This window comes from Enterobacter cloacae complex sp. 382A5 (assembly GCF_050031095.1).
Lineage (GTDB): Bacteria > Pseudomonadota > Gammaproteobacteria > Enterobacterales > Enterobacteriaceae > Enterobacter > Enterobacter cloacae.
The window spans coordinates 4,601,539-4,624,941 of record NZ_JBLGVK010000001.1 but is presented as its reverse complement, the minus strand read 5'-3'; the positions used below and the strand labels follow the sequence as shown (position 1 = coordinate 4,624,941).

The following is a 23,403-nucleotide window of genomic DNA, read 5'->3' as shown; positions in this document are numbered from 1 at the left end:
CGACACGCGAAAGATAGAGGTAAGGTATGAGCTTTTTTCACGCCAACCAGCGGGAAGCCCTGAATCAGAGCCTGGCCGAAGTAAACGGCCAGATTAACGTCTCTTTTGAATTTTTCCCGCCGCGCACCAGTGAAATGGAGCAAACCCTCTGGAGCTCTATCGATCGCCTGAGCAGCCTGAAACCGAAATTTGTCTCCGTGACCTACGGCGCGAACTCCGGCGAGCGTGACCGTACGCACAGCATTATTAAAGGCATTAAAGACAGAACCGGTCTGGAAGCGGCGCCGCATCTGACCTGTATCGACGCCACCGGTGACGAGCTGCGTGCTATCGCCCAGGATTACTGGAATAACGGGATTCGTCATATCGTCGCCCTGCGCGGCGACCTGCCGCCGGGTAGCGGTAAGCCCGAAATGTATGCGGCGGATCTGGTCGCGCTGCTGAAAGACGTTGCCGATTTTGATATCTCCGTGGCGGCGTACCCGGAAGTGCATCCGGAAGCGAAAAGCGCTCAGGCCGACCTCCTTAACCTGAAGCGTAAAGTGGATGCCGGTGCGAACCGGGCCATTACTCAGTTCTTCTTTGATGTGGAAAGCTACTTGCGCTTCCGCGACCGCTGCGTTTCTGCGGGTATCGACGTGGAAATCATCCCGGGTATTCTGCCGGTCTCTAACTTCAAACAGGCGAAGAAATTTGCCGATATGACCAACGTACGCATTCCGCTGTGGATGTCCAAAATGTACGAAGGGCTGGACGATGATCCGGAAACGCGCAAGCTGGTGGGTGCCAATATCGCAATGGACATGGTGAAAATTTTAAGTCGGGAAGGGGTAAAAGATTTCCACTTCTACACGCTGAACCGCGCGGAAATGAGCTACGCCATTTGTCATACGCTCGGTGTTCGCCCGGCGTAATAAACATCAAGCCCTCCTGAATGGAGGGCTTTTTAGTCTGGCTAAAAGTTAAAAGGTATTAGCTATCGAATCTGTGGATTAATTCAACTATATCTTATTGCTAGTGGTGTATATCGTAACGGTAACACTGTAAAAGGGAGCATAGCGATGAGCACGTCAGACGAGAGCAATAAAGCGGCATCAGTCGGCAAATGCCCGTTCCACCAGGGCGGCGTCGATCACAGCGCGGGGGCAGGTACAGGCAGCCGCGACTGGTGGCCAAAACAACTCCGCATCGATCTTCTTAACCAACATTCCAATCGTTCGAACCCTCTGGGTGAAGACTTCGACTACCGCAAAGAATTTAGCAAGCTGGATTACTCCGCCCTCAAGGGCGATCTCAAAGCACTCTTAACCGACTCTCAACCGTGGTGGCCTGCCGACTGGGGCAGCTATGCGGGCCTGTTTATTCGCATGGCCTGGCACGGTGCGGGAACCTATCGCTCCGTTGACGGACGCGGCGGTGCCGGACGCGGTCAACAGCGCTTTGCGCCGCTGAACTCCTGGCCAGATAACGTCAGTCTGGATAAAGCTCGCCGTCTGCTGTGGCCGATCAAGCAAAAATATGGTCAAAAAATCTCCTGGGCCGACCTGTTCATTCTTGCGGGCAACGTGGCGCTGGAAAACTCCGGCTTCCGCACCTTTGGTTTTGGTGCCGGGCGTGAAGATGTCTGGGAACCGGATCTCGACGTCAACTGGGGTGATGAAAAAGCCTGGCTGACCCATCGTGACCCGGAAGCGCTCGCGAAGCGTCCTCTGGCGGCCACTGAAATGGGGCTGATCTACGTTAACCCGGAAGGGCCAAACGCCAGCGGTGAACCGCTGTCAGCGGCGGCAGCCATCCGCGCAACCTTCGGCAACATGGGGATGAACGACGAAGAGACCGTGGCGCTGATCGCTGGTGGTCATACGCTCGGCAAGACCCACGGCGCGGGTGAAGCAACACACGTTGGCACAGACCCGGAAGCGTCTCCGATTGAAGCGCAGGGCCTGGGCTGGGCCAGCACGCATGGTACCGGTGTAGGTGCAGATGCCATTACTTCCGGTCTGGAAGTCATCTGGTCACAAACCCCAACCCAGTGGAGCAACTACTTCTTCGAGAACCTGTTCAAATATGAATGGGTGCAAACCCGCAGCCCGGCCGGTGCGATTCAGTTTGAAGCCGTGGACGCGCCTGAGATCATGCCAGACCCGTTCGACCCGTCGAAAAAACGCAAACCCACCATGCTGGTTACCGACCTGACGCTGCGTTTTGACCCGGAATTCGAAAAAATTTCCCGCCGCTTCCTGAACGATCCGCAGGCTTTCAACGAAGCCTTCGCCCGCGCGTGGTTCAAACTGACCCACCGCGATATGGGGCCAAAATCGCGTTATCTTGGCCCGGAAGTGCCGAAAGAAGATCTGATCTGGCAGGATCCGCTGCCGGAGGCAGTATTCAATCCGACCAAAGAGGACATTGAGAGCCTGAAGGCGGAAATTGCAGCATCCGGGCTCTCCGTGAGCGAACTGATTTCCGTGGCATGGGCGTCAGCCTCTACCTTCCGCGGCGGCGACAAGCGTGGCGGTGCCAACGGTGCACGTCTGGCGCTTGCGCCTCAGCGCAACTGGGATGTTAACGCCGCAGCCGTACGTGCATTGCCTGCTCTGGAAGCTATTCAGCGCACCACCAATAAAGCCTCACTGGCCGATATTATCGTGCTCGCGGGTGTGGTAGGCGTTGAGCAGGCGGCGAAAGCGGCAGGCGTTTACGTCACCGTACCGTTCACGCCGGGCCGTGTGGATGCACGTCAGGATCAGACGGATATCGATATGTTTAACCTGCTTGAACCGATTGCTGACGGTTTCCGTAACTATCGTGCGCAGGTTGATGTTTCCACCACCGAATCGCTGCTGATTGATAAAGCCCAGCAGTTGACGCTAACCGCACCAGAAATGACGGTGCTGATCGGCGGCCTGCGCGTACTGGGTGCAAACTTTGACGGCAGTAAAAATGGTGTGTTTACCAACCGCGAAGGCGTGCTGAGCAATGACTTCTTCGTGAACCTGCTGGATATGAACACCCAGTGGAAGGCGACCGATGAATCGAACGAGCTGTTTGCCGGAAGCGATCGCACCAGCGGTGAAGTGAAATACACTGCCACTCGCGCTGACCTGGTCTTCGGCTCTAACGCTGTCCTTCGCGCGCTGGCAGAGGTGTACGCCAGCAGTGATGCTCACGAGAAGTTCGTTCGCGACTTCGTTGCAGCGTGGGCGAAGGTGATGGATCTGGACCGTTTTGACGTGAAATAAACATTGAGCCGGGTACGCATAGCGCACCCGGCTTTTTTGTTACTCCCACTCCTGCAGGAAACGCTGTCCATACTGGTCGGCAACCAGCAGTGCCGCGTAAACCTGATCCGGCGACACGCCACCCGGCATGTTGTGGATGGTCTCTCCCTCAGCGCAAGACGCTTCGGCAATCAGGCGCATTTTGGCCGGAATGTCTTCTTTGATATTCAGCTGCGCCAGCGTGATCGGCAATCCAACGCTGTGGCAAAGTGCCGCGACGGTTTCGATCTCCTCAACCGGCGCGTTTTCCAGCACCAGTTGCGTCAGCGTACCAAACGCCACTTTTTCACCGTGGTAGAAGTGATGCGCATCCGGCACTGCCGTCATCCCGTTGTGAATGGCATGCGCTGCCGCCAGCCCGCCGCTTTCAAACCCTACGCCGCTCAGATAGGTATTGGCTTCGATAATGCGTTCCAGCGCGGGGGTGACGACGTGCTGCTCGGCGGCCAGCATCGCTTTTTCTCCCTCTTCAATCAGCGTGTTGTAGCACAGCTCGGCAAGCGCTAACGCGGCTTGCGTGCACTTGCCGCCCGCCATGGTGGTCGCGCCACTGCGGGAACAGGCACGCGCTTCAAACCAGGTGGCAAGGGCATCGCCAATTCCGGCGGCCAGCAGACGCGGCGGCGCACCAGCCACCACTTTGGTGTCGACAATTACCATATTGGGGTTATGCGGCAGCATCAGATAGCGTTCGAATTCGCCGCTGTCGGTATAAATCACAGAAAGGGCGCTGCACGGGGCATCGGTGGAGGCGATAGTCGGGGCGATAGCGACCGGCACGTCCATAAAATGTGCCAGCGCTTTGGCGGTATCCAGCGTTTTACCGCCGCCAATACCCAGCACCGCCATGCAGTCCGCACTGTCGGCCAGTTTTTTCAGACGATCGATCTCATTCTGCGAACATTCGCCGCCAAACGGCGCGATTTCGGCATGTAGCTCTGCATTTTTAAAACTCTGGCGCAGGGTCTCTTCGGCAAAACCCAGCACAAATTTATCGCCAACAACCAGCCAGCGTGTAGCCAGAGGTTTCAGATAGTCGCCGAGACGGGTGAGAACATCAGCGCCCTGGATATATTTTCCCGGCGATTGAATGATACGGTCCATAACATATCTCCCTTAGAGGTTGAGGTTACCAAACGCGTTTTTCCAGTCCTGCTCGAACTTCTCTATTGCTGACTCTACCGCCGGCGTGCCGAGCATTTGTTGCGCTACATCTAAGGGAAGCGTGATTGCTTCACATCCGGCGAGCAGGCAGTCCAGCGCCTGGCGTGGCGTTTTGAAGCTGGCTGCCAGCACCTTGCTCTCCGGTGCATGCTGTTCCAGCAGGGATTGCAGCTCCTGAACCATGCGAATACCGTCCCCGCCCTGGGCATCCACGCGGTTTACGTATGGCGCGACATATTTTGCCCCGGCCAGTGCAGCCAGCAGGCCTTGCGCGGCGCTGTATACGGCGGTCCCCAGCGTAGTAATGCCCGCTGTTTTGAGCGCCTTAATAGCGATGAGCCCCTGGGCGGTGACCGGGATTTTCACCACGATATCCGGGATGGCGTTGCTCAGGCGTTTGGCTTCCGCCACCATGCCTTCTGCGTCGCGGCTCATTGTTTGGGCAAATAGCGTGCCTTCTGGCCCAATGGCGTTTTGCAGGCGCGGCAGTACCTCCCAGACAGACTCACGGCTGGCGGCAATGATGCTCGGATTGGTGGTGACGCCTGCGATGGGGAAAATGCGCGCAAGGCGTTCAACTTCCGCCACGTTGGCGGTATCGAGATACAGTTCCATTATTTTTCCTTAAGTCAAAAAGATTGATTTAAGGATAAGGCGGAGCGGCAGGCAGGATATACAGGTCAATTTTGCCAAATACTGGACAAATGTAATGTGCTTAGCGATGTGCGATGCCGATCACAGTGCTAGTTTTTGGCGGTTAACTGGCTGTGATACTGGCGGCGATATTCGGAAGGAGAACGTTCGGTGTGTTTGCGAAACAGGCGGCAGAAGTAGTTGCTGTCCATAAAACCGCATCGTGCGGCGATATCCTTGATTTTGAGATCGTAGCCTTTAAGCAACTGTCGGGCATGTTCAAGTCGGGTTTGGGTCAGGTATTCATTGAATCCGACACTGCCAACTTTCTGAAAGAGATGGGAAAGATAGTTTGGGGAGATGTAGAACGCCTGCGCCACCGATTCACGCGTTAACAAAGAGGCGTGATGTTCGTCGATATAGCTACGAATCGCTTCGAAGAGCGCGTGGCTGCGGTTGGCGGTGCGAATGTCGCTGCCAAAAAGATCCCGGCAGTGGCTGAGCAGACTCAGTACCACCAGCCTCGCGGTGTCTTGTTCATCCGGTTGCATCTGTAATTCGGCTAGTGTCTGGAGGAGAAACGCACCGGTTCGCGGGCCACGCCGGGCGACCTGGACCTGCTGCGCAGGCACGTTCTCACGCTGTAACTCAATGGCCATTTGCTGCTTACCGAAGTTGATTCTTAGGAAGTTAGCCGGGTGATGAGTCATGTGCCCGGATGAGGAAAATATCGCCTCACAGGAATTATTCAGGGTAATAACGAGGCAGGGCGCTGTTCGGGGGGACTGCTCAGCCCTGGCTGAGAAATGGATCTGACCCAGCGATAACGTGCGGTTAACCAGCTCTGTCAAAATTCGGGTGATATCGGAATGCATCAGGAGACTACCGAAATGTGCCGGGTGGCGCTGACGCTTACCCGGCCTACCTGTCGTAGGCCCGGCAAGCGAAGCGCCGCCGGGCAGTGAGCATTAGCCGGTGTTACGCATACCCGCTGCAACGCCCGCAATTGTCACCATCAGCGCTTGTTCAACGCGTGGATCCGGATCTTTACCTTCCTCTTCCGCCAGACGCGAACGGTGCAGCAGCTCCGCCTGCAGGACGTTCAGTGGGTCGGTATAGATGTTACGCAGCTGGATAGACTCGGCAATCCACGGCAGATCGGCCATCAGATGGGAGTCGTTGGCGATATCCAGCACCACTTTGATGTCGCCTTCCAGCAGTTCGCGCAGCTCTTTACCCAGCGCCCACAGCTCTGGTTTCACCAGGCGCTGATCGTAGTATTCCGCCAGCCACAGGTCAGCTTTCGAGAAGACCATCTCCAGCATACCCAGACGGGTAGAGAAGAACGGCCAGTCGCGGCACATGGTTTCCAGTTCGTTCTGTTTGCCATCTTCCACCACCTTCTGCAGCGCCGCACCGGCACCCAGCCAGGCTGGCAGCATCAGACGGTTCTGCGTCCAGGCGAAGATCCACGGGATTGCACGCAGAGACTCCACGCCGCCGGTCGGACGACGCTTAGCCGGACGTGAACCCAGCGGCAGTTTGCCCAGCTCCTGCTCTGGCGTAGCAGAGCGGAAGTAAGGTACGAAATCTTTGTTTTCACGCACGTAGCCGCGGTACAGGTCGCACGAGATGTCAGACAGCTCATCCATAATGCGGCACCAGGATTCTTTCGGCTCCGGTGGTGGCAGCAGGTTTGCTTCGAGAATCGCACTGGTATAGAGCGACAGGCTGCTGATGGTCACTTCCGGCAGGCCGTATTTGAAGCGGATCATCTCGCCCTGTTCGGTCACGCGCAGCCCGCCTTTCAGGCTTCCCGGCGGCTGAGAGAGCAGCGCCGCGTGCGCAGGCGCACCGCCACGGCCAATGGAGCCACCGCGACCGTGGAACAGCGTCAGCTCAATACCGGCTTTCTCGCAGGTTTTGATCAGCGCGTCCTGCGCCTGATACTGCGCCCAGGATGCCGCCATCACGCCCGCATCTTTTGCAGAGTCGGAATAGCCGATCATCACCATCTGTTTGCCCTGAATAAAGCCGCGATACCAGTCGATGTTCAGCAGCTGGGTCATTACATCATTGGCGTTGTTCAGGTCGTCAAGGGTTTCAAACAGCGGGGCGACCGGCAGGGCATAGTCGATACCGGCTTCTTTCAGCAGCAGGTGAACGGCCAGCACGTCGGACGGGGTTTTCGCCATCGAGATCACATAGGCGGCGACCGATCCTTTCGGCGCATCCACGATCGCTTTACAGGTGTTGAGAACTTCGCGGGTTTCGTTGCTTGGCTCCCAGTTGCGCGGCAGCAGAGGACGCTTGGAGTTCAGCTCGCGGATCAGGAAGGCCTGTTTGTCGGCTTCAGACCAGCTTTCGTAGTCGCCAATGCCAAGATAACGGGTCAGTTCGCCCAGCGCTTCGGTATGGCGGGTGCTCTCCTGACGCACATCGATACGCACCAGCGGCACGCCAAAACACTTCACGCGGCGCAGGGTGTCGAGCAGTTCGCCATTGGCGATGATGCCCATCCCGCAGGCCTGTAGTGATTTATAGCAGGCGTATAGCGGTTCCCAGAGCTGTTCGTTCTGGCTCAGCAGACCTTCTGGTTTCGGCAGGCGCTGGCCTTTCAGGCGTGCTTCCAGCCAGGCCTGGGTCGCCATCAGCTGGCTACGCAATTTTTTCATCAGGAAACGATACGGCTCGCTGGCACCTTCTTCACCGGCCAGCGCGCGCAGTTCTGGCGTTGCTTCCACCATCGACAGCTCGGAGATCAGCACCTGAATGTCTTTCAGGAACAGATCGGTGGCTTTCCAGCGGCTCAGCAGCAGCACGTGGCGGGTGATTTCTGCCGTCACGTTCGGGTTACCGTCGCGGTCACCGCCCATCCAGGAGGTAAAGCGTACCGGGACAAAATCTACCGGCAGGCGATAGCCCAGGTTTGCTTCCAGCTGTTCGTTCAGCTCACGCAGGTAGTTCGGCACCCCTTCCCACAGGCTATTTTCCACCACCGCAAAGCCCCATTTGGCCTCGTCTACCGGGCTTGGGCGATGCTTACGAATTTCATCGGTGTGCCAGGACTGCGCAATCAGCTGGCGCAGACGGCGCATCAGCTGGTTACGTTCGTAGTCGGCAATGTCTTTGTTATCCAACTGTTTCAGACAGTTGTTCACTTCGACCATTTTGTGGATCAGGGTGCGACGGGTGATTTCGGTTGGGTGGGCGGTCAGCACCAGCTCCAGCGAAAGGGACTCCACCGCTTTTTTAATGGTGGCTTCGTTGAGGTTTGGCTGGTCTTTGAGTTTACGAAGCGTACGGGCAATGACTTCCGGGTTGCTGGCAGCTTCGCCGTTTGGCGAAATGCTATGGTATTGCTCAGCCGTGTTTGCCAGGTTCAGGAACTGGCTGAATGCGCGTGCAACGGGCAGCAGCTCATCGTTAGAGAGGTTCTGCAAGGTGGTGAGCAGCTCCTGACGACTCGCTTCGTTACCGGCACGGGAAGATTTAGACAGCTTGCGGATGGTTTCAACGCGGTCGAGGATGTTTTCCCCCAACGCATCTTTGATGGTATCTCCAAGCACTTTGCCGAGCATACTGACATTACTACGCAACGCGGAATATTGTTCGTTCATAAAAACCCAGTCACCCCATCATTTTTGTTTATGCCCATGCGAAAATCTTCTGGACATTATTTTGTCATCTCCCTTTATAAAGCCACGTAAAACCCCCGTCGTCAATTGCTGCGAAAACGGTTCAGCAAACGAATAAATGCGGGCAATTTACGAAATTTAATTCGCATTGCGTCAGATAAGAGATGCTTATGGGAATGTGACGGAGATCGCGGGATTTGTTGCCCTCACCCTAACCCTCTCCCACCGGGAGAGGGGACTAATCGGTGCGGTTTTAATGCCAGCAGAAGTGATGCACGACCTGGGTAATCAGTTCGCGGGTGGGCTTGATGAAGCGGGTTTCCAGGTATTCATCTGGCTGGTGCGCCTGGTTGATGGAGCCTGGGCCAAGTACCAGCGTCGGGCACAGCGTCTGAATAAACGGCGCTTCGGTGCAGTAGTTCACCACGTCGGTTTTCTCACCGAGCAGTTTTTCCACCACCTCAACCAGCTGATGATCCGGTGGACATTCATAACCCGGGATCGGTGGATGCAGTTCAGACACCGTCAGGCGGCCAGGCCAGCGTTCACTCACCGGGGCCAGCGCTTCGGTCAGCAAGCCGTCGAGATCGCTCAGCGTCATGCCCGGCAGCGGACGGATATCCATGTGCAGCTCACAGCAGGCGCAGATACGGTTAGAGGCATCGCCACCGTGCAGGCTACCGAGGTTCAGGGTCGGATACGGCACGGTGAAGGCATCGTAGTGATACCGCTCTTTCAGTTCGTCGCGCAGAGTCATGATGCGGCCGATGGCGTCGTGCATCAGTTCAATGGCGTTCACGCCACGCGCCGGATCGCTGGAGTGGCCGGACTGGCCCATCACGCGCACTGCCGTGGAAATATGGCCTTTATGCGCACGGATCGGTTGTAATGACGTTGGCTCACCGATGATGGCGCAATCCGGGCGAATCGATGTGTTTTCTGAGAAGTAACGCGCCCCCGCCATGCTGGTTTCTTCATCGGCGGTCGCCAGAATGTAGAGCGGCTTTTTCAGTTTTGTCACGTCTACGTCACGTAGCGCGTCAAGGATAAAGGCGAAGAAGCCTTTCATGTCGGCGGTGCCAAGGCCGTAAAGCTTGTTGTCATGCTCGGTCAGGGTAAACGGGTCGCGGGTCCAGCGGCCATCGTCAAACGGCACAGTGTCGGTATGACCGGCCAGCAGCAGTCCGCCTGCGCCGTGTCCGGTACTGGCGAGCAGGTTAAATTTATGGCGTGTTCCGGGAACAGGCTGAACCTCAACGTTAAAGCCAAGATCGCTAAACCAACCCGCCAGCAGATTGATTAAAGACTCATTGCTCTGATCCAGCGCTTCTTCGGTCGCGCTGATGGAGGGTGTGGCAATCAGGGCGCGGTAAATCTCGATAAATGGCGGTAAGTTCATTTTCATTGTTGACACACCTTAGGTCGTGATAGTATCAATATTCATGCAATAAATGTGAATAAAAATACATTAACGTTGAGCATAAAGGAACCCGATGTTGAATACGCTGATTGTAGGCGCTAGCGGTTATGCGGGCGCAGAGCTTGTAAGCTACGTGAATCGCCATCCACATATGACCATAACCGCTTTGACCGTGTCAGCGCAAAGCAATGATGCAGGAAAGTTAATTTCTGATTTGCATCCGTGGCTTAAGGGCATTGTCGACTTGCCACTGCAGCCAATGTCTGACATCAGCGAGTTCACTGACGGCGTCGACGTGGTGTTTTTGGCCACCGCGCACGAGGTCAGTCACGACCTGGCGCCGCAATTCCTGGCGGCCGGTTGCGTGGTGTTCGACCTCTCCGGCGCGTTCCGTGTTAACGACGGCGCGTTCTACGAAAAATATTATGGCTTTACCCATCAGCACCCGGACCTGCTTGCAAAAGCCGTGTATGGGCTGGCGGAGTGGAGCGCAGACAAGCTGAAAGAAGCGGATCTGATTGCCGTGCCGGGCTGCTACCCGACGGCCGCACAGCTTTCTCTGAAGCCGCTGATCGACGCAGACCTGCTGGATCTGAACCAGTGGCCGGTGATCAACGCCACCAGTGGTGTCAGCGGTGCCGGACGCAAGGCTGCTATTTCTAACAGCTTCTGTGAAGTCAGCCTGCAGCCGTATGGCGTGTTTAATCACCGCCATCATCCGGAAATCACCACCCATCTGGGGGCCAATGTCATCTTTACGCCGCACCTGGGCAGCTTCCCGCGTGGGATCCTCGAAACCATTACCTGCCGCCTGAAACCGGGCGTGACCAAAGACCAGGTGAGCGAGGCCTTTACTCAGGCGTATGCGGATAAACCGCTGGTGCGTCTCTACGACAAAGGCGTGCCCGCGCTGAAAAACGTGGTTGGCCTGCCGTTCTGCGACATCGGCTATGCCGTGCAGGGCGAGCATCTGATCGTGGTGGCAGCAGAAGATAACTTACTCAAAGGCGCTGCCGCTCAGGCAATGCAGTGTGCAAATATTCGTTTCGGTTTCCCGGAAACGCAGGCTCTTATTTAAGGTGTGATGATGAACCCATTAATTATCAAACTCGGTGGTGTACTGCTGGACAGCGAAGAAGCGCTGGAGCGTCTGTTTACCGCGCTGGTTAACTATCGCGAATCACACCAGCGTCCGCTGGTGATTGTGCACGGCGGCGGCTGCGTAGTGGATGAGCTGATGAAAGGGCTCAACCTGCCGGTGAAAAAGAAAAACGGCCTGCGCGTGACGCCTGCCGACCAGATTGACATCATCACCGGTGCGCTGGCAGGTACGGCGAATAAGACTCTGTTGTCCTGGGCGAAGAAACACCACATTGCCTCCGTTGGCCTCTATCTGGGCGACGGTGACAGCGTAAAAGTGACCCAGCTCGATGAAGAACTCGGCCACGTTGGACTGGCGCAGCCAGGTTCGCCTAAGCTGATTAACACGCTGCTGGAAGGCGGTTTCCTGCCGGTGGTGAGCTCTATCGGGGTGACCGAAGAGGGTGAGCTGATGAACGTGAATGCGGACCAGGCGGCGACGGCACTGGCGGCAACGCTGGGCGCGGACCTGATCCTGCTCTCCGATGTGAGCGGTATTCTGGACGGCAAAGGCCAGCGCATTGCGGAAATGACCGCGGCAAAAGCCGAACAGCTGATCGCCCAGGGCATTATTACCGACGGGATGATCGTCAAAGTGAATGCCGCGCTGGATGCCGCCCGTACGCTCGGGCGCCCGGTGGATATCGCCTCCTGGCGTCACGCGGAGCAGCTTCCGGCGCTGTTTAACGGCACGCCAATTGGCACGCGTATTTTAGCGTAAGTTATTAATGAATGACCGTAGGCCGGGTAAGCGCAGCGCCACCCGGCGGAACTAACGAATAAAGGAACGATGTTATGGCACTTTGGGGTGGGCGTTTTACACAGGCAGCGGATCAACGGTTCAAACAGTTCAACGACTCTTTGCGCTTCGACTACCGCCTGGCCGAACAGGATATCGTCGGCTCTGTGGCCTGGTCCAAAGCGCTGGTGACGGTGGGCGTGCTGACCGCAGAGGAGCAGCAGCAGCTGGAAGAGGCGCTCAATAATCTGCTGGAAGAAGTGCGTCTGGATCCGCAGCAAATTCTGCAAAGCGATGCCGAAGATATTCACAGCTGGGTAGAAGGCAAACTGATCGACAAAGTTGGCCAGCTGGGTAAAAAGCTGCACACCGGCCGTAGCCGTAACGACCAGGTCGCGACCGATCTGAAGCTGTGGTGTAAAGATACCGTCGCGGAGCTGCTGGCGGCTAACCGTCAGTTGCAGAGCGCGCTGGTGGAAACGGCGCAGAACAACCAGGACGCGGTGATGCCGGGTTATACCCATTTGCAGCGCGCGCAGCCGGTGACCTTTGCGCACTGGTGTCTGGCCTATGTCGAGATGCTGGCGCGTGACGAAAGCCGTCTGCAGGATACCCTGAAGCGCCTGGACGTCAGCCCGCTGGGCAGCGGTGCGCTGGCGGGTACGGCATATGAAATTGACCGCGAGCAGCTGGCAGGCTGGCTGGGCTTTGCGTCTGCCACCCGTAACAGTCTGGACAGCGTCTCTGACCGTGACCACGTGCTGGAACTGCTGTCGAATGCTTCTATCGGGATGGTCCACCTGTCACGCTTTGCCGAAGACCTGATCTTCTTTAACTCTGGCGAAGCCGGATTTGTGGAGTTGTCTGACCGTGTAACGTCCGGCTCTTCCCTGATGCCGCAGAAGAAAAACCCGGATGCGCTGGAGCTGATTCGCGGGAAGTGTGGCCGCGTACAGGGCGCACTGACCGGCATGATGATGACCCTGAAAGGGCTGCCGCTGGCGTACAACAAAGATATGCAGGAAGACAAAGAAGGGCTGTTCGACGCGCTCGACACCTGGCTGGACTGCCTGCATATGGGTGCGCTGGTGCTGGACGGCATTCAGGTGAAACGTTCTCGTTGTCAGGAAGCGGCGCAGCAGGGTTATGCAAACGCGACCGAACTGGCGGATTACCTGGTGGCGAAAGGCGTACCGTTCCGTGAAGCGCACCACATTGTGGGCGAAGCGGTAGTGGAAGCGATTCGTCAGGGGAAACCGCTGGAAGAGCTGGCGCTTGCCGACCTGCAGAAATTCAGTGCGGTTATCGGGGAGGATGTGTACCCGATTCTGTCGTTGCAGTCATGCCTGGATAAGCGTGCGGCGAAAGGCGGTGTGTCGCCGAAGCAGGTGGCGCAGGCGATTGCGGACGCGAAAAACCGGTTGGTTTGATTTGTGCGGGCTGGTGCCCTCACCCCGGCCCTCTCCCACAGGGAGAGGGAGCAAACCCTAAAAATGGCAACTTCGGTTGCCATTTTGCTTTTACCCCCGGGTTTTTTTACGCAAAAAAAAGCGGACCACGGGGTCCGCAAAAGTTCACGTTGGTTTTAGTTGTTCGAGTTTTGAGAGAAACTCGCTGACGGTGCGGGGACGTCAAGGGTCAAACACGTGCCGCCTCGTCTATGTGGTGTATTATTCAACAGAATGCTTGATAGGGATAATCGTTCGTTGCTATGCTATCTATCGCCATGAACTATCGTGGCGACGGAGGATGAATAATGAATATTCGTGATCTTGAATACCTGGTAGCGTTAGCCGAGCATCGCCACTTTCGCCGTGCGGCAGATTCCTGCCACGTCAGCCAGCCTACGCTGAGCGGTCAGATCCGCAAGCTGGAAGACGAGCTGGGCGTGATGCTGCTGGAGCGCACCAGTCGTAAAGTGCTGTTCACTCAGGCGGGTTTGCTGCTGGTGGATCAGGCGCGCACCGTGCTGCGCGAGGTCAAAGTGCTCAAGGAAATGGCAAGTCAGCAAGGGGAGACCATGTCCGGCCCGCTGCATATTGGCCTGATCCCAACCGTTGGTCCGTACCTTCTGCCGCACATCATTCCGATGCTGCACCAGACGTTCCCGAAACTCGAAATGTATCTGCATGAAGCGCAAACCCATCAGCTGCTGGCACAGTTAGATAGCGGCAAGCTCGACTGCGCCATTCTGGCGCTGGTAAAAGAGAGCGAAGCCTTTATCGAAGTGCCGTTGTTTGACGAGCCGATGATGCTGGCGATCTACGAAGATCACCCGTGGGCGAACCGCGATCGCGTGCCGATGGCCGATCTTGCCGGTGAAAAGCTGCTGATGCTGGAAGATGGCCACTGCCTGCGCGATCAGGCCATGGGCTTCTGTTTTGAAGCGGGAGCGGATGAAGACACCCATTTCCGCGCAACCAGCCTGGAAACGCTGCGTAATATGGTGGCGGCGGGAAGTGGTATTACGTTGCTGCCTGCGCTGGCCGTGCCGCGCGAGCGTAAACGTGACGGTGTGGTTTACCTGCCGTGCATTAAACCAGAGCCACGTCGTACTATAGGTCTGGTTTATCGTCCGGGGTCACCGCTGCGCAGCCGCTATGAGCAGCTGGCAGAGGCCATCCGTGGTGCGATGGATGGCCATTTTGACAACGCGTTAAAACAGGCGGTTTAAACCGTTCAGCGCGGCAACCCGATAGGCTTCCGCCATGGTCGGGTAGTTAAAGGTGGTGTTAACGAAGTACTCAATGGTGTTACCGCCACCTTTTTGCTCCATTATCGCCTGGCCGATATGAATGATTTCCGCCGCGCGTTCACCAAAGCAGTGAATACCGAGGATCTCTTTCGTCTCGCGATGGAACAGGATCTTCAGCGTTCCCACGCTCATGCCAACAATTTGTGCCCGTGCCAGATGTTTAAACTGGGCGCGACCCACCTCGTAAGGCACCTTCATGGAGGTCAGCTGCTGCTCGGTTTTCCCCACGGAGCTGATTTCCGGAATGGTGTAAATCCCCGTTGGAATGTCTTCGATCAGATGCGCCGTCGCTTCGCCTTTTACCAGCGCCTGCGCCGCAATGCGCCCCTGGTCATAGGCCGCGGAAGCGAGGCTCGGGTAACCAATCACGTCACCGACCGCGTAAACGTGCGGCAGGGCAGTCTGGTACATGCTGTTAACCTTCAACTGACCACGGCTGTCCGTCTCCAGACCGATGTTTTCCAGCGCCAGTGAATCGGTGTTACCGGTACGGCCGTTAGCATACAGCAGGCAGTCGGCTTTCAGCTTTTTGCCAGACTTCAGATGCATGATCACGCCGTCGTCGCAGCCTTCGATCTTCTCGTACTCTTCGTTGTGGCGAATCACCACACCGCTGTTCCAGAAGTGGTAGGAGAGCGAGTCTGACATCTCCTGATCCAGGAAAGCCAGCAGGCGGTCGCGCGTGTTAATCAGATCAACTTTGACATCCATTCCGCGGAAGATAGACGCATATTCACACCCGATCACCCCCGCGCCATAGATAATCACATGGCGAGGTTCATGGTGCAGGCTGAGGATGGAATCGCTGTCGTAAATGCGCGGGTGGGAGAAGTCCACGTCTGCCGGATGATACGGGCGGGAACCACAGGCGATAACAAATTTTTCAGCGGTGAGGGTTTCAACCGAACCGTCGTGACACTCCAGCGCCAGCGTATGTTCATCCACAAAATGCGCGTTACCCTGAAGAATTTCGCAATGGTTACGCTCGTAAAAACCCTGACGCATGCGTGTCTGCTGGTTAATAACGGTATCTGCGTGATTCAGGATATCGGCAAAAGAGGAACGAAGAAGTCGGGAGTGGTCGCTGTAAAGAGGGTTCTGGTTAAATTCAATAATGCGGCTAACGGCGTGGCGGAGGGCTTTGGAAGGGATGGTGCCCCAGTGGGTGCAACCGCCGCCAACATTATGGTAGCGCTCAATGACCGCTACTCTGGCTCCCTGTTTTACCAGACCCATAGCAGCGCCTTCGCCGCCGGGGCCGGAACCAATAACTATTGCGTCGTAATCGTAGGAATGTGGCATGGCAAGGCTTACCTGTTCTTATACATAAAAGCAACAGAATCATAACATCATTGCCAGGGTAACCCAATTATCGTTGTGCTTTTTTCCGGCAGTGGAGCACAAAGCGCGCGTAAACAATCATTCACAAAGCCAGGTAAACAGATTAATTTTATTCTCTGGTATAGTGCCATCAGACCTTTGGAAGGATTCAACTATCGTGATGGGCGTAAGAGCACAACAAAAAGAGAAAACCCGGCGTTCGCTGGTGGAAGCTGCATTCAGTCAACTGAGTGCTGAGCGGAGTTTTGCCAGTTTGAGCCTGCGTGAAGTCGCACGCGAGGCCGGGATTGCGCCAACGTCCTTCTATCGCCATTTCCGTGATGTGGATGAACTGGGTCTGACCATGGTCGACGAGAGTGGGCTCATGCTGCGCCAGTTGATGCGCCAGGCGCGGCAGCGTATCGCGAAAGGCGGTAGCGTTATCCGTACCTCCGTGTCGACCTTTATGGAATTTATCGGCAATAACCCCAACGCGTTTCGCCTGTTGCTGCGCGAGCGTTCAGGGACATCAGCGGCATTTCGTGCCGCTGTCGCGCGTGAAATTCAGCATTTCATTGCGGAACTTGCCGACTATCTTGAACTCGAAAACCATATGCCGCGTGCGTTCACCGAAGCACAGGCTGAAGCAATGGTGACGATTGTTTTCAGTGCAGGTGCCGAAGCGCTGGATGTCAGCATTGAACAACGTAAGCAACTCGAAGAGCGACTGGTATTGCAGCTCAGGATGATCTCCAAAGGTGCGTACTACTGGTATCGCCGTGAACAAGAGAAACTGGCACATCAAACCGAAGAGTGAAGGTGAGTAATGAAACAGTCAGGTCAGGATAAAGGGACGCTGTTGCTGGCATTGATCGCTGGCTTATCCATTAATGGTACGTTTGCCGCTATTTTTAGCTCCATCGTACCCTTCTCGATTTTCCCGCTTATCGCCCTGGTGCTGACGGTGTACTGCCTGCACCAGCGTTATCTGAACCGCACCATGCCGGTGGGGTTACCGGGTCTGGCCGCTGCCTGCTTTATTCTGGGTGTGTTGCTGTACAGCACGGTGGTGCGCGCAGAGTACCCGGATATCGGCTCTAACTTCTTCCCTGCTGTTCTGTCTGTGGCGCTGGTGTTCTGGATTGGCTCTCGCATGCGCAGCCGCAAGAGCCAGTTGCCGGAGTAAGGAATTATTTGTAGGGCAGGTAAGCGAAGCGCCACCTGCCAAAAACGCCGGATGGCGCTACGCTTATCCGGCCTACAGATCACCGTGCGGTAAGTAAAACACCGCACTCCATATGGTGCGTATACGGGAACTGATCGAACAGCGCCAGACGTTCAACCTTGTGCGTCTGGCTTAATGTTTCCAGGTTTTTGCACAGCGTTTCCGGGTTACAGGAAATGTACAAAATACGCGGGTATGCCTGCACCATCTTCTCGGTTTCGCTGTCCAGGCCACTGCGCGGCGGATCGACAAAAATCGTCTCGCACTGATAGCTCTTCAGATCGATCCCCTCAAGACGGTTAAATTCGCGCACGCCGTTCATGGCCTGCGTAAACTCTTCTGCTGCCATACGAATAATCTGCACGTTGTCGATATGGTTGGCGGCAATGTTGTACTGCGCGGCCGCAACGGACGGTTTGGCAATTTCCGTTGCCAGTACGCGCTCGAAATTGCGCGCCAGTGCCAGCGAGAAGTTGCCATTCCCACAGTACAGCTCAAGCAGATCCCCCTTTGACCCTTCGGTCGCTTTCAGCGCCCACTCCAGCATTTGCACGTTCATCGCCGCGTTAGGTTGGGTGAAGCTGTTCTCTACCTGACGGTAAACCATCTCTTTTCCTGCCACCGACAGGCGCTCATCGATGTAATCCTGATCCAGCATGATTTTGGTTTTTGTCGCGCGGCCAATCAGGTGAACGTTGATGTTTTGCGCCCGTAGCGCATCGCGCAGCGCTTCTGCCTGCTCGCGCCACTCGTCGTTAAGCGCCTTGTGGTACAGCAGAGAGACAATGGCCTGATTGCTTTGGGTGGTCAGGTAGTCAATCTGGAACAGCTTATGGCGCAGCACCGGGTTGTTGCGCACACCGTCAATCATCAGAGTCATGAGCTGGTTAATCAGCTCACTCGCCGCCGGGAAGCTGTTAACCCGGATACGGGATTTAGTCTGCTGATCGAAAATGATGTGATACAGGTCGTCGCCATCGTGCCAGATGCGGAACTCGGCGCGCATACGGTAGTGGCTGACGGGGGAACGGAACACCTCAGGAACGGGCGCGTTGAACGGCGTCATCATACTTTGCAGGCGGACAACTTTCTCTGCCAGCTGTGCGTCGTACTGTTCTGTCGGGAGGTGTTCGGGGGTCATGATGCGTCCTGAGTGATAAAGAATTACGCGGGGATTGTAGGGATTGTGCAGTGGATGTCCAGATTTAATGGCTAATAGCTATCTGGACATCTATACGTGTCTAATTGTAGCATTCTGTTTCCGGTCTCCTGAGAGTGAAAAGGGAATCCAGTGTAAATCTGGAGCTGACGCGCAGCGGTAAAGACTGGCGGGATGAGAGTTGCAGACACTGTGAAAATGGGAAGTCTTCATCCACAAAACGCCACCCAGCCCGAAGACCTGCCGGGATCACGTCGCATTTGGTTTCATCATCGCGTGCTATAGATGAGGCCTGCGGCATCCTTCTTATATTGTGGATGCTTTAACAATGATTAAAAAAGTATCGCTGTTAACGGCGTTGTCCGTTACGGCATTTTCGGGCTGGGCGCAGGATAGCGCTGACTCGTTGGTGGTGACAGCAAATCGTTTTGAACAACCGGCAAAAACAGTTCTGGCACCGACGTCCGTGGTGACGCGTGAAGATATTGAGCGCTGGCAGGCAAAGAGCGTTGTGGAGATTATGTCACGTCTGCCGGGCGTAGATATCGCGCAAAGCGGTGGCCTGGGTGCCACCTCTTCTACCTTTATCCGCGGCACTGAATCCCGTCATGTTCTGGTCCTGATTGACGGTGTACCGTTGAACAGCGCCGGGATTAGCAACGTTCCCGATCTGAGCCAAATCCCAACCTCGCTGATTCAGCGAATCGAATACGTCCGTGGCCCGCGTTCTGCGCTGTATGGCTCCGACGCGATTGGCGGCGTGATTAACATCATCACCGGGCGCGATAAGCCGGGTGCGGAAATCTCAGCGGGCGTCGGCTCTAAGGGCTACCAGACCTATGATGGCGCTTTCCAGCAGGTGCTGGATAAAACCAAAATCACCATGGCGGGTAACTACACCTATACCCGCGGCTTTGATATTGCTGCCCAGGATGCGCCGCGCCAGCCTGACCGCGATGGTTTTATGAGTAAATCGCTGTACGGCTCCGTGGAACAGCAAATTACCGACAGCGTGAGCGGGTTCTTCCGTGGCTTTGGTTATGACAACCGCACTGCGTATGACGGTTACGATCATTACGACGCCAATTTTATGGTGGATGGACGACCTGATACTCGCCAGCTTTACAGCCAGAACTGGGATACCGGTTTGCGTTACAGCCAAGGGATTTTCCAGTCACAGCTGGTGGCGGGTTACGGCCGCAGTAAAGATCAGAACTATGATCCGAAGAAAGGGCGCTACGCTGATTCCGCAACCATGGATGACGTGAAGCAGTACACCACCCAATGGCTCAACACTATAGAAGTTGGCCATGGCAATATCGGTGCAGGCCTGGACTGGCAAAAGCAGAAGACGCAGGCCGGGACCGGTTACCTGGAAAAAGGTTACGAGCAACGTAATACCGGCGTGTTCGCGTCTGCGATGCAGCAGTTCAACAGCGTGACGCTGGAAGCGGCGGCGCGTAATGACGACAACTCCAACTTTGGCAACCATGGCACGTGGCAAACCAGCGCAGCGTGGGAGTTTGTGGATGGCTATCGCGTGATTGCCTCCTACGGCACCGCTTTTAAAGCACCGACGATGAGCCAGATCCACAGCGCTTCTTACGGAAATCCGAACCTTAAACCGGAGGAGAGTAAACAGTGGGAAGGGGGCTTTGAAGGCCTGACGGGACCGGTCAACTGGCGTATCACCGGTTATCGTAATGATATTGATAACCTGATCAGCAGCGATCCGCATACGTATCGGTACTACAACGTTGACGAAGCGCGTATTAAAGGTGTGGAAGCGACGGCACAGTTCGAAACTGGACCGGTTGGACACCAGATCTCCTATGATTATGTTGACCCGCGTAACGCCAAAACTCATGAAGTGCTGGCCCGCCGTTCTAAGCAGCAGGTTAAGTATCAGCTTGACTGGCAGGTATGGGATCTCGACTGGAACCTCGCTTACCGTTACCTCGGCACCCGCTATGATGTCGCGATCGATCCAGACACTTATGCGTCAGAACGCGTGAAAATGGGCGGGGTAAGCCTGTGGGATGTCGCAGTTTCATATCCTGTCACCTCTCACCTTACAGTTCGTGGTAAAATAGCCAACCTGTTCGATAAAGATTACGAGACAGTTTATGGCTACCAAACTGCAGGACGGGAATACACCTTGTCTGGCAGCTACACCTTCTAATCCGCGTCCCACCGTGCTGGTATTTGATTCCGGCGTCGGTGGGCTTTCGGTCTATGATGAGATTCGGCATCTCCTGCCGGATCTCCATTATATCTACGCCTTCGATAACGTCGCTTTCCCTTATGGGGAGAAGAGCGAGGACTTTATTGTTGAGCGTGTCGTTGAAATCGTCACCGCGGTACAGCAGCGTTATCCCCTGGCGCTGGCGGTCATCGCCTGTAATACGGCAAGCACGGTATCGCTGCCTGCATTGCGCGCAAAATTTCAGTTCCCGGTTGTGGGCGTGGTTCCCGCAATAAAGCCTGCTGCGCGCCTGACTGCGAATGGTATTGTGGGTCTGCTGGCTACGCGCGGCACGGTGAAGCGTCCTTATACGCGTGAATTGATCGATCGTTTTGCCAATGAATGTCAGATCGCGATGCTCGGTTCGGCAGAGCTGGTGGAGATGGCTGAAGCGAAGCTGCATGGCAAGACGGTGCCACTTGAGGAGCTGCGTCGTATTCTTCGCCCGTGGCTGCGTATGCCGGAACCGCCGGATACCGTCGTATTGGGCTGCACTCATTTCCCGCTCTTACAGGAAGAATTGTTAGAAGTACTGCCGGAGGGGACGCGTCTGGTGGATTCCGGTGCGGCTATTGCCCGTCGTACTGCCTGGCTGCTGGAACATGAAGCGCCGGATGCCAAATCTGCCGATGCGAATATCGCTTTTTGTATGGCACTGACAGACGAGACTAAACAACTTTTACCCGTTTTGCGCCGTTATGGGTTTGAAACGCTCGAAAAACTCGCGCTGTAGCACGGTTTTGAGCAAAAAAGAGACGGTTGAACGTTTTTTTTAAAAGAGGGGTTGTCAACGTCTGAGAACTCCCTATAATGCGCCTCCACTGACACGGAACAACGGCTTGCAAGCCGCCGGGTTAGCGGGGTTCAGAGATGAATGCCGACAGAGAAAAGTGAAAATAATCACTTGACTCTGAATGAGGAAAACGTATTATACGGGACCTCGCAACGGTGAGCGAAAGCCGCGTTGCACTGCTCTTTAACAATTTATCAGACAATCTGTGTGGGCACTCAAAGTGACATGGATTCTTAACGTCGCAAGACGAAAAATGAATACCAAGTCTCAACGAGTGAACACGTAATTCATTACGAAGTTTAATTCATTGAGCATCAAACTTTTAAATTGAAGAGTTTGATCATGGCTCAGATTGAACGCTGGCGGCAGGCCTAACACATGCAAGTCGAACGGTAGCACAGAGAGCTTGCTCTCGGGTGACGAGTGGCGGACGGGTGAGTAATGTCTGGGAAACTGCCTGATGGAGGGGGATAACTACTGGAAACGGTAGCTAATACCGCATAACGTCGCAAGACCAAAGAGGGGGACCTTCGGGCCTCTTGCCATCAGATGTGCCCAGATGGGATTAGCTAGTAGGTGGGGTAACGGCTCACCTAGGCGACGATCCCTAGCTGGTCTGAGAGGATGACCAGCCACACTGGAACTGAGACACGGTCCAGACTCCTACGGGAGGCAGCAGTGGGGAATATTGCACAATGGGCGCAAGCCTGATGCAGCCATGCCGCGTGTATGAAGAAGGCCTTCGGGTTGTAAAGTACTTTCAGCGGGGAGGAAGGTGTTGTGGTTAATAACCACAGCAATTGACGTTACCCGCAGAAGAAGCACCGGCTAACTCCGTGCCAGCAGCCGCGGTAATACGGAGGGTGCAAGCGTTAATCGGAATTACTGGGCGTAAAGCGCACGCAGGCGGTCTGTCAAGTCGGATGTGAAATCCCCGGGCTCAACCTGGGAACTGCATTCGAAACTGGCAGGCTGGAGTCTTGTAGAGGGGGGTAGAATTCCAGGTGTAGCGGTGAAATGCGTAGAGATCTGGAGGAATACCGGTGGCGAAGGCGGCCCCCTGGACAAAGACTGACGCTCAGGTGCGAAAGCGTGGGGAGCAAACAGGATTAGATACCCTGGTAGTCCACGCCGTAAACGATGTCGATTTGGAGGTTGTGCCCTTGAGGCGTGGCTTCCGGAGCTAACGCGTTAAATCGACCGCCTGGGGAGTACGGCCGCAAGGTTAAAACTCAAATGAATTGACGGGGGCCCGCACAAGCGGTGGAGCATGTGGTTTAATTCGATGCAACGCGAAGAACCTTACCTGGTCTTGACATCCACAGAACTTTCCAGAGATGGATTGGTGCCTTCGGGAACTGTGAGACAGGTGCTGCATGGCTGTCGTCAGCTCGTGTTGTGAAATGTTGGGTTAAGTCCCGCAACGAGCGCAACCCTTATCCTTTGTTGCCAGCGGTTAGGCCGGGAACTCAAAGGAGACTGCCAGTGATAAACTGGAGGAAGGTGGGGATGACGTCAAGTCATCATGGCCCTTACGACCAGGGCTACACACGTGCTACAATGGCGCATACAAAGAGAAGCGACCTCGCGAGAGCAAGCGGACCTCATAAAGTGCGTCGTAGTCCGGATTGGAGTCTGCAACTCGACTCCATGAAGTCGGAATCGCTAGTAATCGTAGATCAGAATGCTACGGTGAATACGTTCCCGGGCCTTGTACACACCGCCCGTCACACCATGGGAGTGGGTTGCAAAAGAAGTAGGTAGCTTAACCTTCGGGAGGGCGCTTACCACTTTGTGATTCATGACTGGGGTGAAGTCGTAACAAGGTAACCGTAGGGGAACCTGCGGTTGGATCACCTCCTTACCTTAAAGAACCTGCCTTTGCAGTGCT

The 23,403-nt window shown here is 55.6% G+C and carries 17 protein-coding genes, 1 rRNA gene and 1 riboswitch; of the genes, 11 read left to right on the top strand and 7 right to left on the bottom strand.

What is annotated here, in order from left to right:
• The first annotated feature begins 26 nt into the window (after positions 1 to 26).
• Positions 27 to 914, top strand: coding sequence for a methylenetetrahydrofolate reductase (gene metF / locus ACQG2G_RS21870; RefSeq protein ID WP_013099307.1), 888 nt, complete (start codon positions 27 to 29; stop codon positions 912 to 914).
• A 147-nt stretch (positions 915 to 1,061) separates the two neighbouring features.
• Positions 1,062 to 3,242, top strand: a complete 2,181-nt coding sequence (katG, locus tag ACQG2G_RS21865) for a catalase/peroxidase HPI (protein WP_061772741.1) — start codon at positions 1,062 to 1,064, stop codon at positions 3,240 to 3,242.
• Positions 3,243 to 3,281: 39 nt separating this feature from the next.
• Here the strand turns inward: katG and gldA are convergent, their stop codons facing one another.
• From gldA to argE, 5 genes are all read right to left on the bottom strand, one after another.
• Positions 3,282 to 4,385 carry a bifunctional L-1,2-propanediol dehydrogenase/glycerol dehydrogenase gene (gene gldA / locus ACQG2G_RS21860; protein WP_013099305.1) on the bottom strand — a complete coding sequence of 368 codons (1,104 nt, stop codon included), beginning with the start codon at positions 4,383 to 4,385 and terminating at the stop codon, positions 3,282 to 3,284.
• Between the two features lie 12 nt (positions 4,386 to 4,397).
• Entirely contained in the window at positions 4,398 to 5,060 is a 663-nt protein-coding gene (fsa, locus tag ACQG2G_RS21855) for a fructose-6-phosphate aldolase (protein WP_061772742.1), read from the bottom strand.
• A 128-nt stretch (positions 5,061 to 5,188) separates the two neighbouring features.
• Positions 5,189 to 5,953 carry a helix-turn-helix transcriptional regulator gene (locus ACQG2G_RS21850; protein WP_061772743.1) on the bottom strand — a complete coding sequence of 255 codons (765 nt, stop codon included), beginning with the start codon at positions 5,951 to 5,953 and terminating at the stop codon, positions 5,189 to 5,191.
• A 93-nt stretch (positions 5,954 to 6,046) separates the two neighbouring features.
• Entirely contained in the window at positions 6,047 to 8,698 is a 2,652-nt protein-coding gene (gene ppc / locus ACQG2G_RS21845; protein WP_013099302.1) for a phosphoenolpyruvate carboxylase, read from the bottom strand.
• Positions 8,699 to 8,969: 271 nt separating this feature from the next.
• Positions 8,970 to 10,121, bottom strand: coding sequence for an acetylornithine deacetylase (argE, locus tag ACQG2G_RS21840; RefSeq protein ID WP_013099301.1), 1,152 nt, complete (start codon positions 10,119 to 10,121; stop codon positions 8,970 to 8,972).
• A gap of 88 nt (positions 10,122 to 10,209) precedes the next feature.
• On the opposite strand from argE, the gene argC reads away from it, so the two are divergent.
• The 4 genes from argC to oxyR all read left to right on the top strand — a co-directional run bounded on the left by argC (position 10,210) and on the right by oxyR (position 14,689).
• Positions 10,210 to 11,214, top strand: a complete 1,005-nt coding sequence (gene argC / locus ACQG2G_RS21835; RefSeq protein WP_020686922.1) for an N-acetyl-gamma-glutamyl-phosphate reductase — start codon at positions 10,210 to 10,212, stop codon at positions 11,212 to 11,214.
• 6 nt (positions 11,215 to 11,220) lie between these two features.
• The gene (gene argB / locus ACQG2G_RS21830) at positions 11,221 to 11,997 is read left to right on the top strand and encodes an acetylglutamate kinase (protein ID WP_020686923.1); all 777 of its coding nucleotides are present in this window, start codon (positions 11,221 to 11,223) and stop codon (positions 11,995 to 11,997) included.
• A gap of 74 nt (positions 11,998 to 12,071) precedes the next feature.
• Positions 12,072 to 13,445, top strand: coding sequence for an argininosuccinate lyase (gene argH / locus ACQG2G_RS21825; RefSeq protein WP_020686924.1), 1,374 nt, complete (start codon positions 12,072 to 12,074; stop codon positions 13,443 to 13,445).
• A gap of 326 nt (positions 13,446 to 13,771) precedes the next feature.
• Positions 13,772 to 14,689 (top strand): DNA-binding transcriptional regulator OxyR, encoded by a 918-nt coding sequence (oxyR, locus tag ACQG2G_RS21820; protein ID WP_014833742.1) that lies wholly within the window; start codon positions 13,772 to 13,774, stop codon positions 14,687 to 14,689.
• On the opposite strand, the gene sthA is transcribed toward oxyR, so the two are convergent.
• Entirely contained in the window at positions 14,672 to 16,072 is a 1,401-nt protein-coding gene (sthA, locus tag ACQG2G_RS21815) for a Si-specific NAD(P)(+) transhydrogenase (RefSeq protein ID WP_014833741.1), read from the bottom strand. The genes oxyR and sthA overlap by 18 nt on opposite strands.
• A gap of 196 nt (positions 16,073 to 16,268) precedes the next feature.
• On the opposite strand from sthA, the gene fabR reads away from it, so the two are divergent.
• A complete protein-coding gene (fabR, locus tag ACQG2G_RS21810; RefSeq protein ID WP_008501784.1) occupies positions 16,269 to 16,907 on the top strand; it encodes an HTH-type transcriptional repressor FabR in 639 nt (212 codons plus the stop codon).
• Positions 16,908 to 16,916: 9 nt separating this feature from the next.
• Entirely contained in the window at positions 16,917 to 17,276 is a 360-nt protein-coding gene (locus ACQG2G_RS21805; protein WP_008501783.1) for a YijD family membrane protein, read from the top strand.
• Positions 17,277 to 17,355: 79 nt separating this feature from the next.
• Here ACQG2G_RS21805 and trmA read toward each other — a convergent pair whose 3' ends face one another.
• Positions 17,356 to 18,456: a tRNA (uridine(54)-C5)-methyltransferase TrmA gene (gene trmA, locus ACQG2G_RS21800; RefSeq protein ID WP_040020274.1), complete on the bottom strand. Its 1,101-nt coding sequence runs from the start codon at positions 18,454 to 18,456 to the stop codon at positions 17,356 to 17,358.
• Between the two features lie 104 nt (positions 18,457 to 18,560).
• Positions 18,561 to 18,736, top strand: a riboswitch (cobalamin riboswitch).
• Positions 18,737 to 18,802: 66 nt separating this feature from the next.
• On the opposite strand from trmA, the gene btuB reads away from it, so the two are divergent.
• From btuB to ACQG2G_RS21785, 3 genes are all read left to right on the top strand, one after another.
• Positions 18,803 to 20,656, top strand: coding sequence for a TonB-dependent vitamin B12 receptor BtuB (gene btuB, locus ACQG2G_RS21795; RefSeq protein ID WP_046889509.1), 1,854 nt, complete (start codon positions 18,803 to 18,805; stop codon positions 20,654 to 20,656).
• Positions 20,601 to 21,452, top strand: a complete 852-nt coding sequence (gene murI, locus ACQG2G_RS21790) for a glutamate racemase (protein WP_061771807.1) — start codon at positions 20,601 to 20,603, stop codon at positions 21,450 to 21,452. The genes btuB and murI overlap by 56 nt, the downstream gene beginning before the upstream one ends.
• Positions 21,453 to 21,836: 384 nt before the next feature.
• A 16S ribosomal RNA gene (locus tag ACQG2G_RS21785) occupies positions 21,837 to 23,376 on the top strand.
• The last annotated feature ends 27 nt before the right edge of the window (positions 23,377 to 23,403 follow it).

Bases quoted from the DNA above. Each gene is read 5' to 3' on its own strand.
- metF (WP_013099307.1), top strand. From the start codon at position 27: ATGAGCTTTTTTCACGCCAACCAGCGGGAAGCCCTGAATCAGAGCCTG.
- katG (WP_061772741.1), top strand. From the start codon at position 1,062: ATGAGCACGTCAGACGAGAGCAATAAAGCGGCATCAGTCGGCAAATGC.
- gldA (WP_013099305.1), bottom strand. From the start codon at position 4,385: ATGGACCGTATCATTCAATCGCCGGGAAAATATATCCAGGGCGCTGAT.
- fsa (WP_061772742.1), bottom strand. From the start codon at position 5,060: ATGGAACTGTATCTCGATACCGCCAACGTGGCGGAAGTTGAACGCCTT.
- ACQG2G_RS21850 (WP_061772743.1), bottom strand. From the start codon at position 5,953: ATGCATTCCGATATCACCCGAATTTTGACAGAGCTGGTTAACCGCACG.
- ppc (WP_013099302.1), bottom strand. From the start codon at position 8,698: ATGAACGAACAATATTCCGCGTTGCGTAGTAATGTCAGTATGCTCGGC.
- argE (WP_013099301.1), bottom strand. From the start codon at position 10,121: ATGAAAATGAACTTACCGCCATTTATCGAGATTTACCGCGCCCTGATT.
- argC (WP_020686922.1), top strand. From the start codon at position 10,210: ATGTTGAATACGCTGATTGTAGGCGCTAGCGGTTATGCGGGCGCAGAG.
- argB (WP_020686923.1), top strand. From the start codon at position 11,221: ATGATGAACCCATTAATTATCAAACTCGGTGGTGTACTGCTGGACAGC.
- argH (WP_020686924.1), top strand. From the start codon at position 12,072: ATGGCACTTTGGGGTGGGCGTTTTACACAGGCAGCGGATCAACGGTTC.
- oxyR (WP_014833742.1), top strand. From the start codon at position 13,772: ATGAATATTCGTGATCTTGAATACCTGGTAGCGTTAGCCGAGCATCGC.
- sthA (WP_014833741.1), bottom strand. From the start codon at position 16,072: ATGCCACATTCCTACGATTACGACGCAATAGTTATTGGTTCCGGCCCC.
- ACQG2G_RS21805 (WP_008501783.1), top strand. From the start codon at position 16,917: ATGAAACAGTCAGGTCAGGATAAAGGGACGCTGTTGCTGGCATTGATC.
- trmA (WP_040020274.1), bottom strand. From the start codon at position 18,456: ATGACCCCCGAACACCTCCCGACAGAACAGTACGACGCACAGCTGGCA.
- btuB (WP_046889509.1), top strand. From the start codon at position 18,803: ATGATTAAAAAAGTATCGCTGTTAACGGCGTTGTCCGTTACGGCATTT.
- murI (WP_061771807.1), top strand. From the start codon at position 20,601: ATGGCTACCAAACTGCAGGACGGGAATACACCTTGTCTGGCAGCTACA.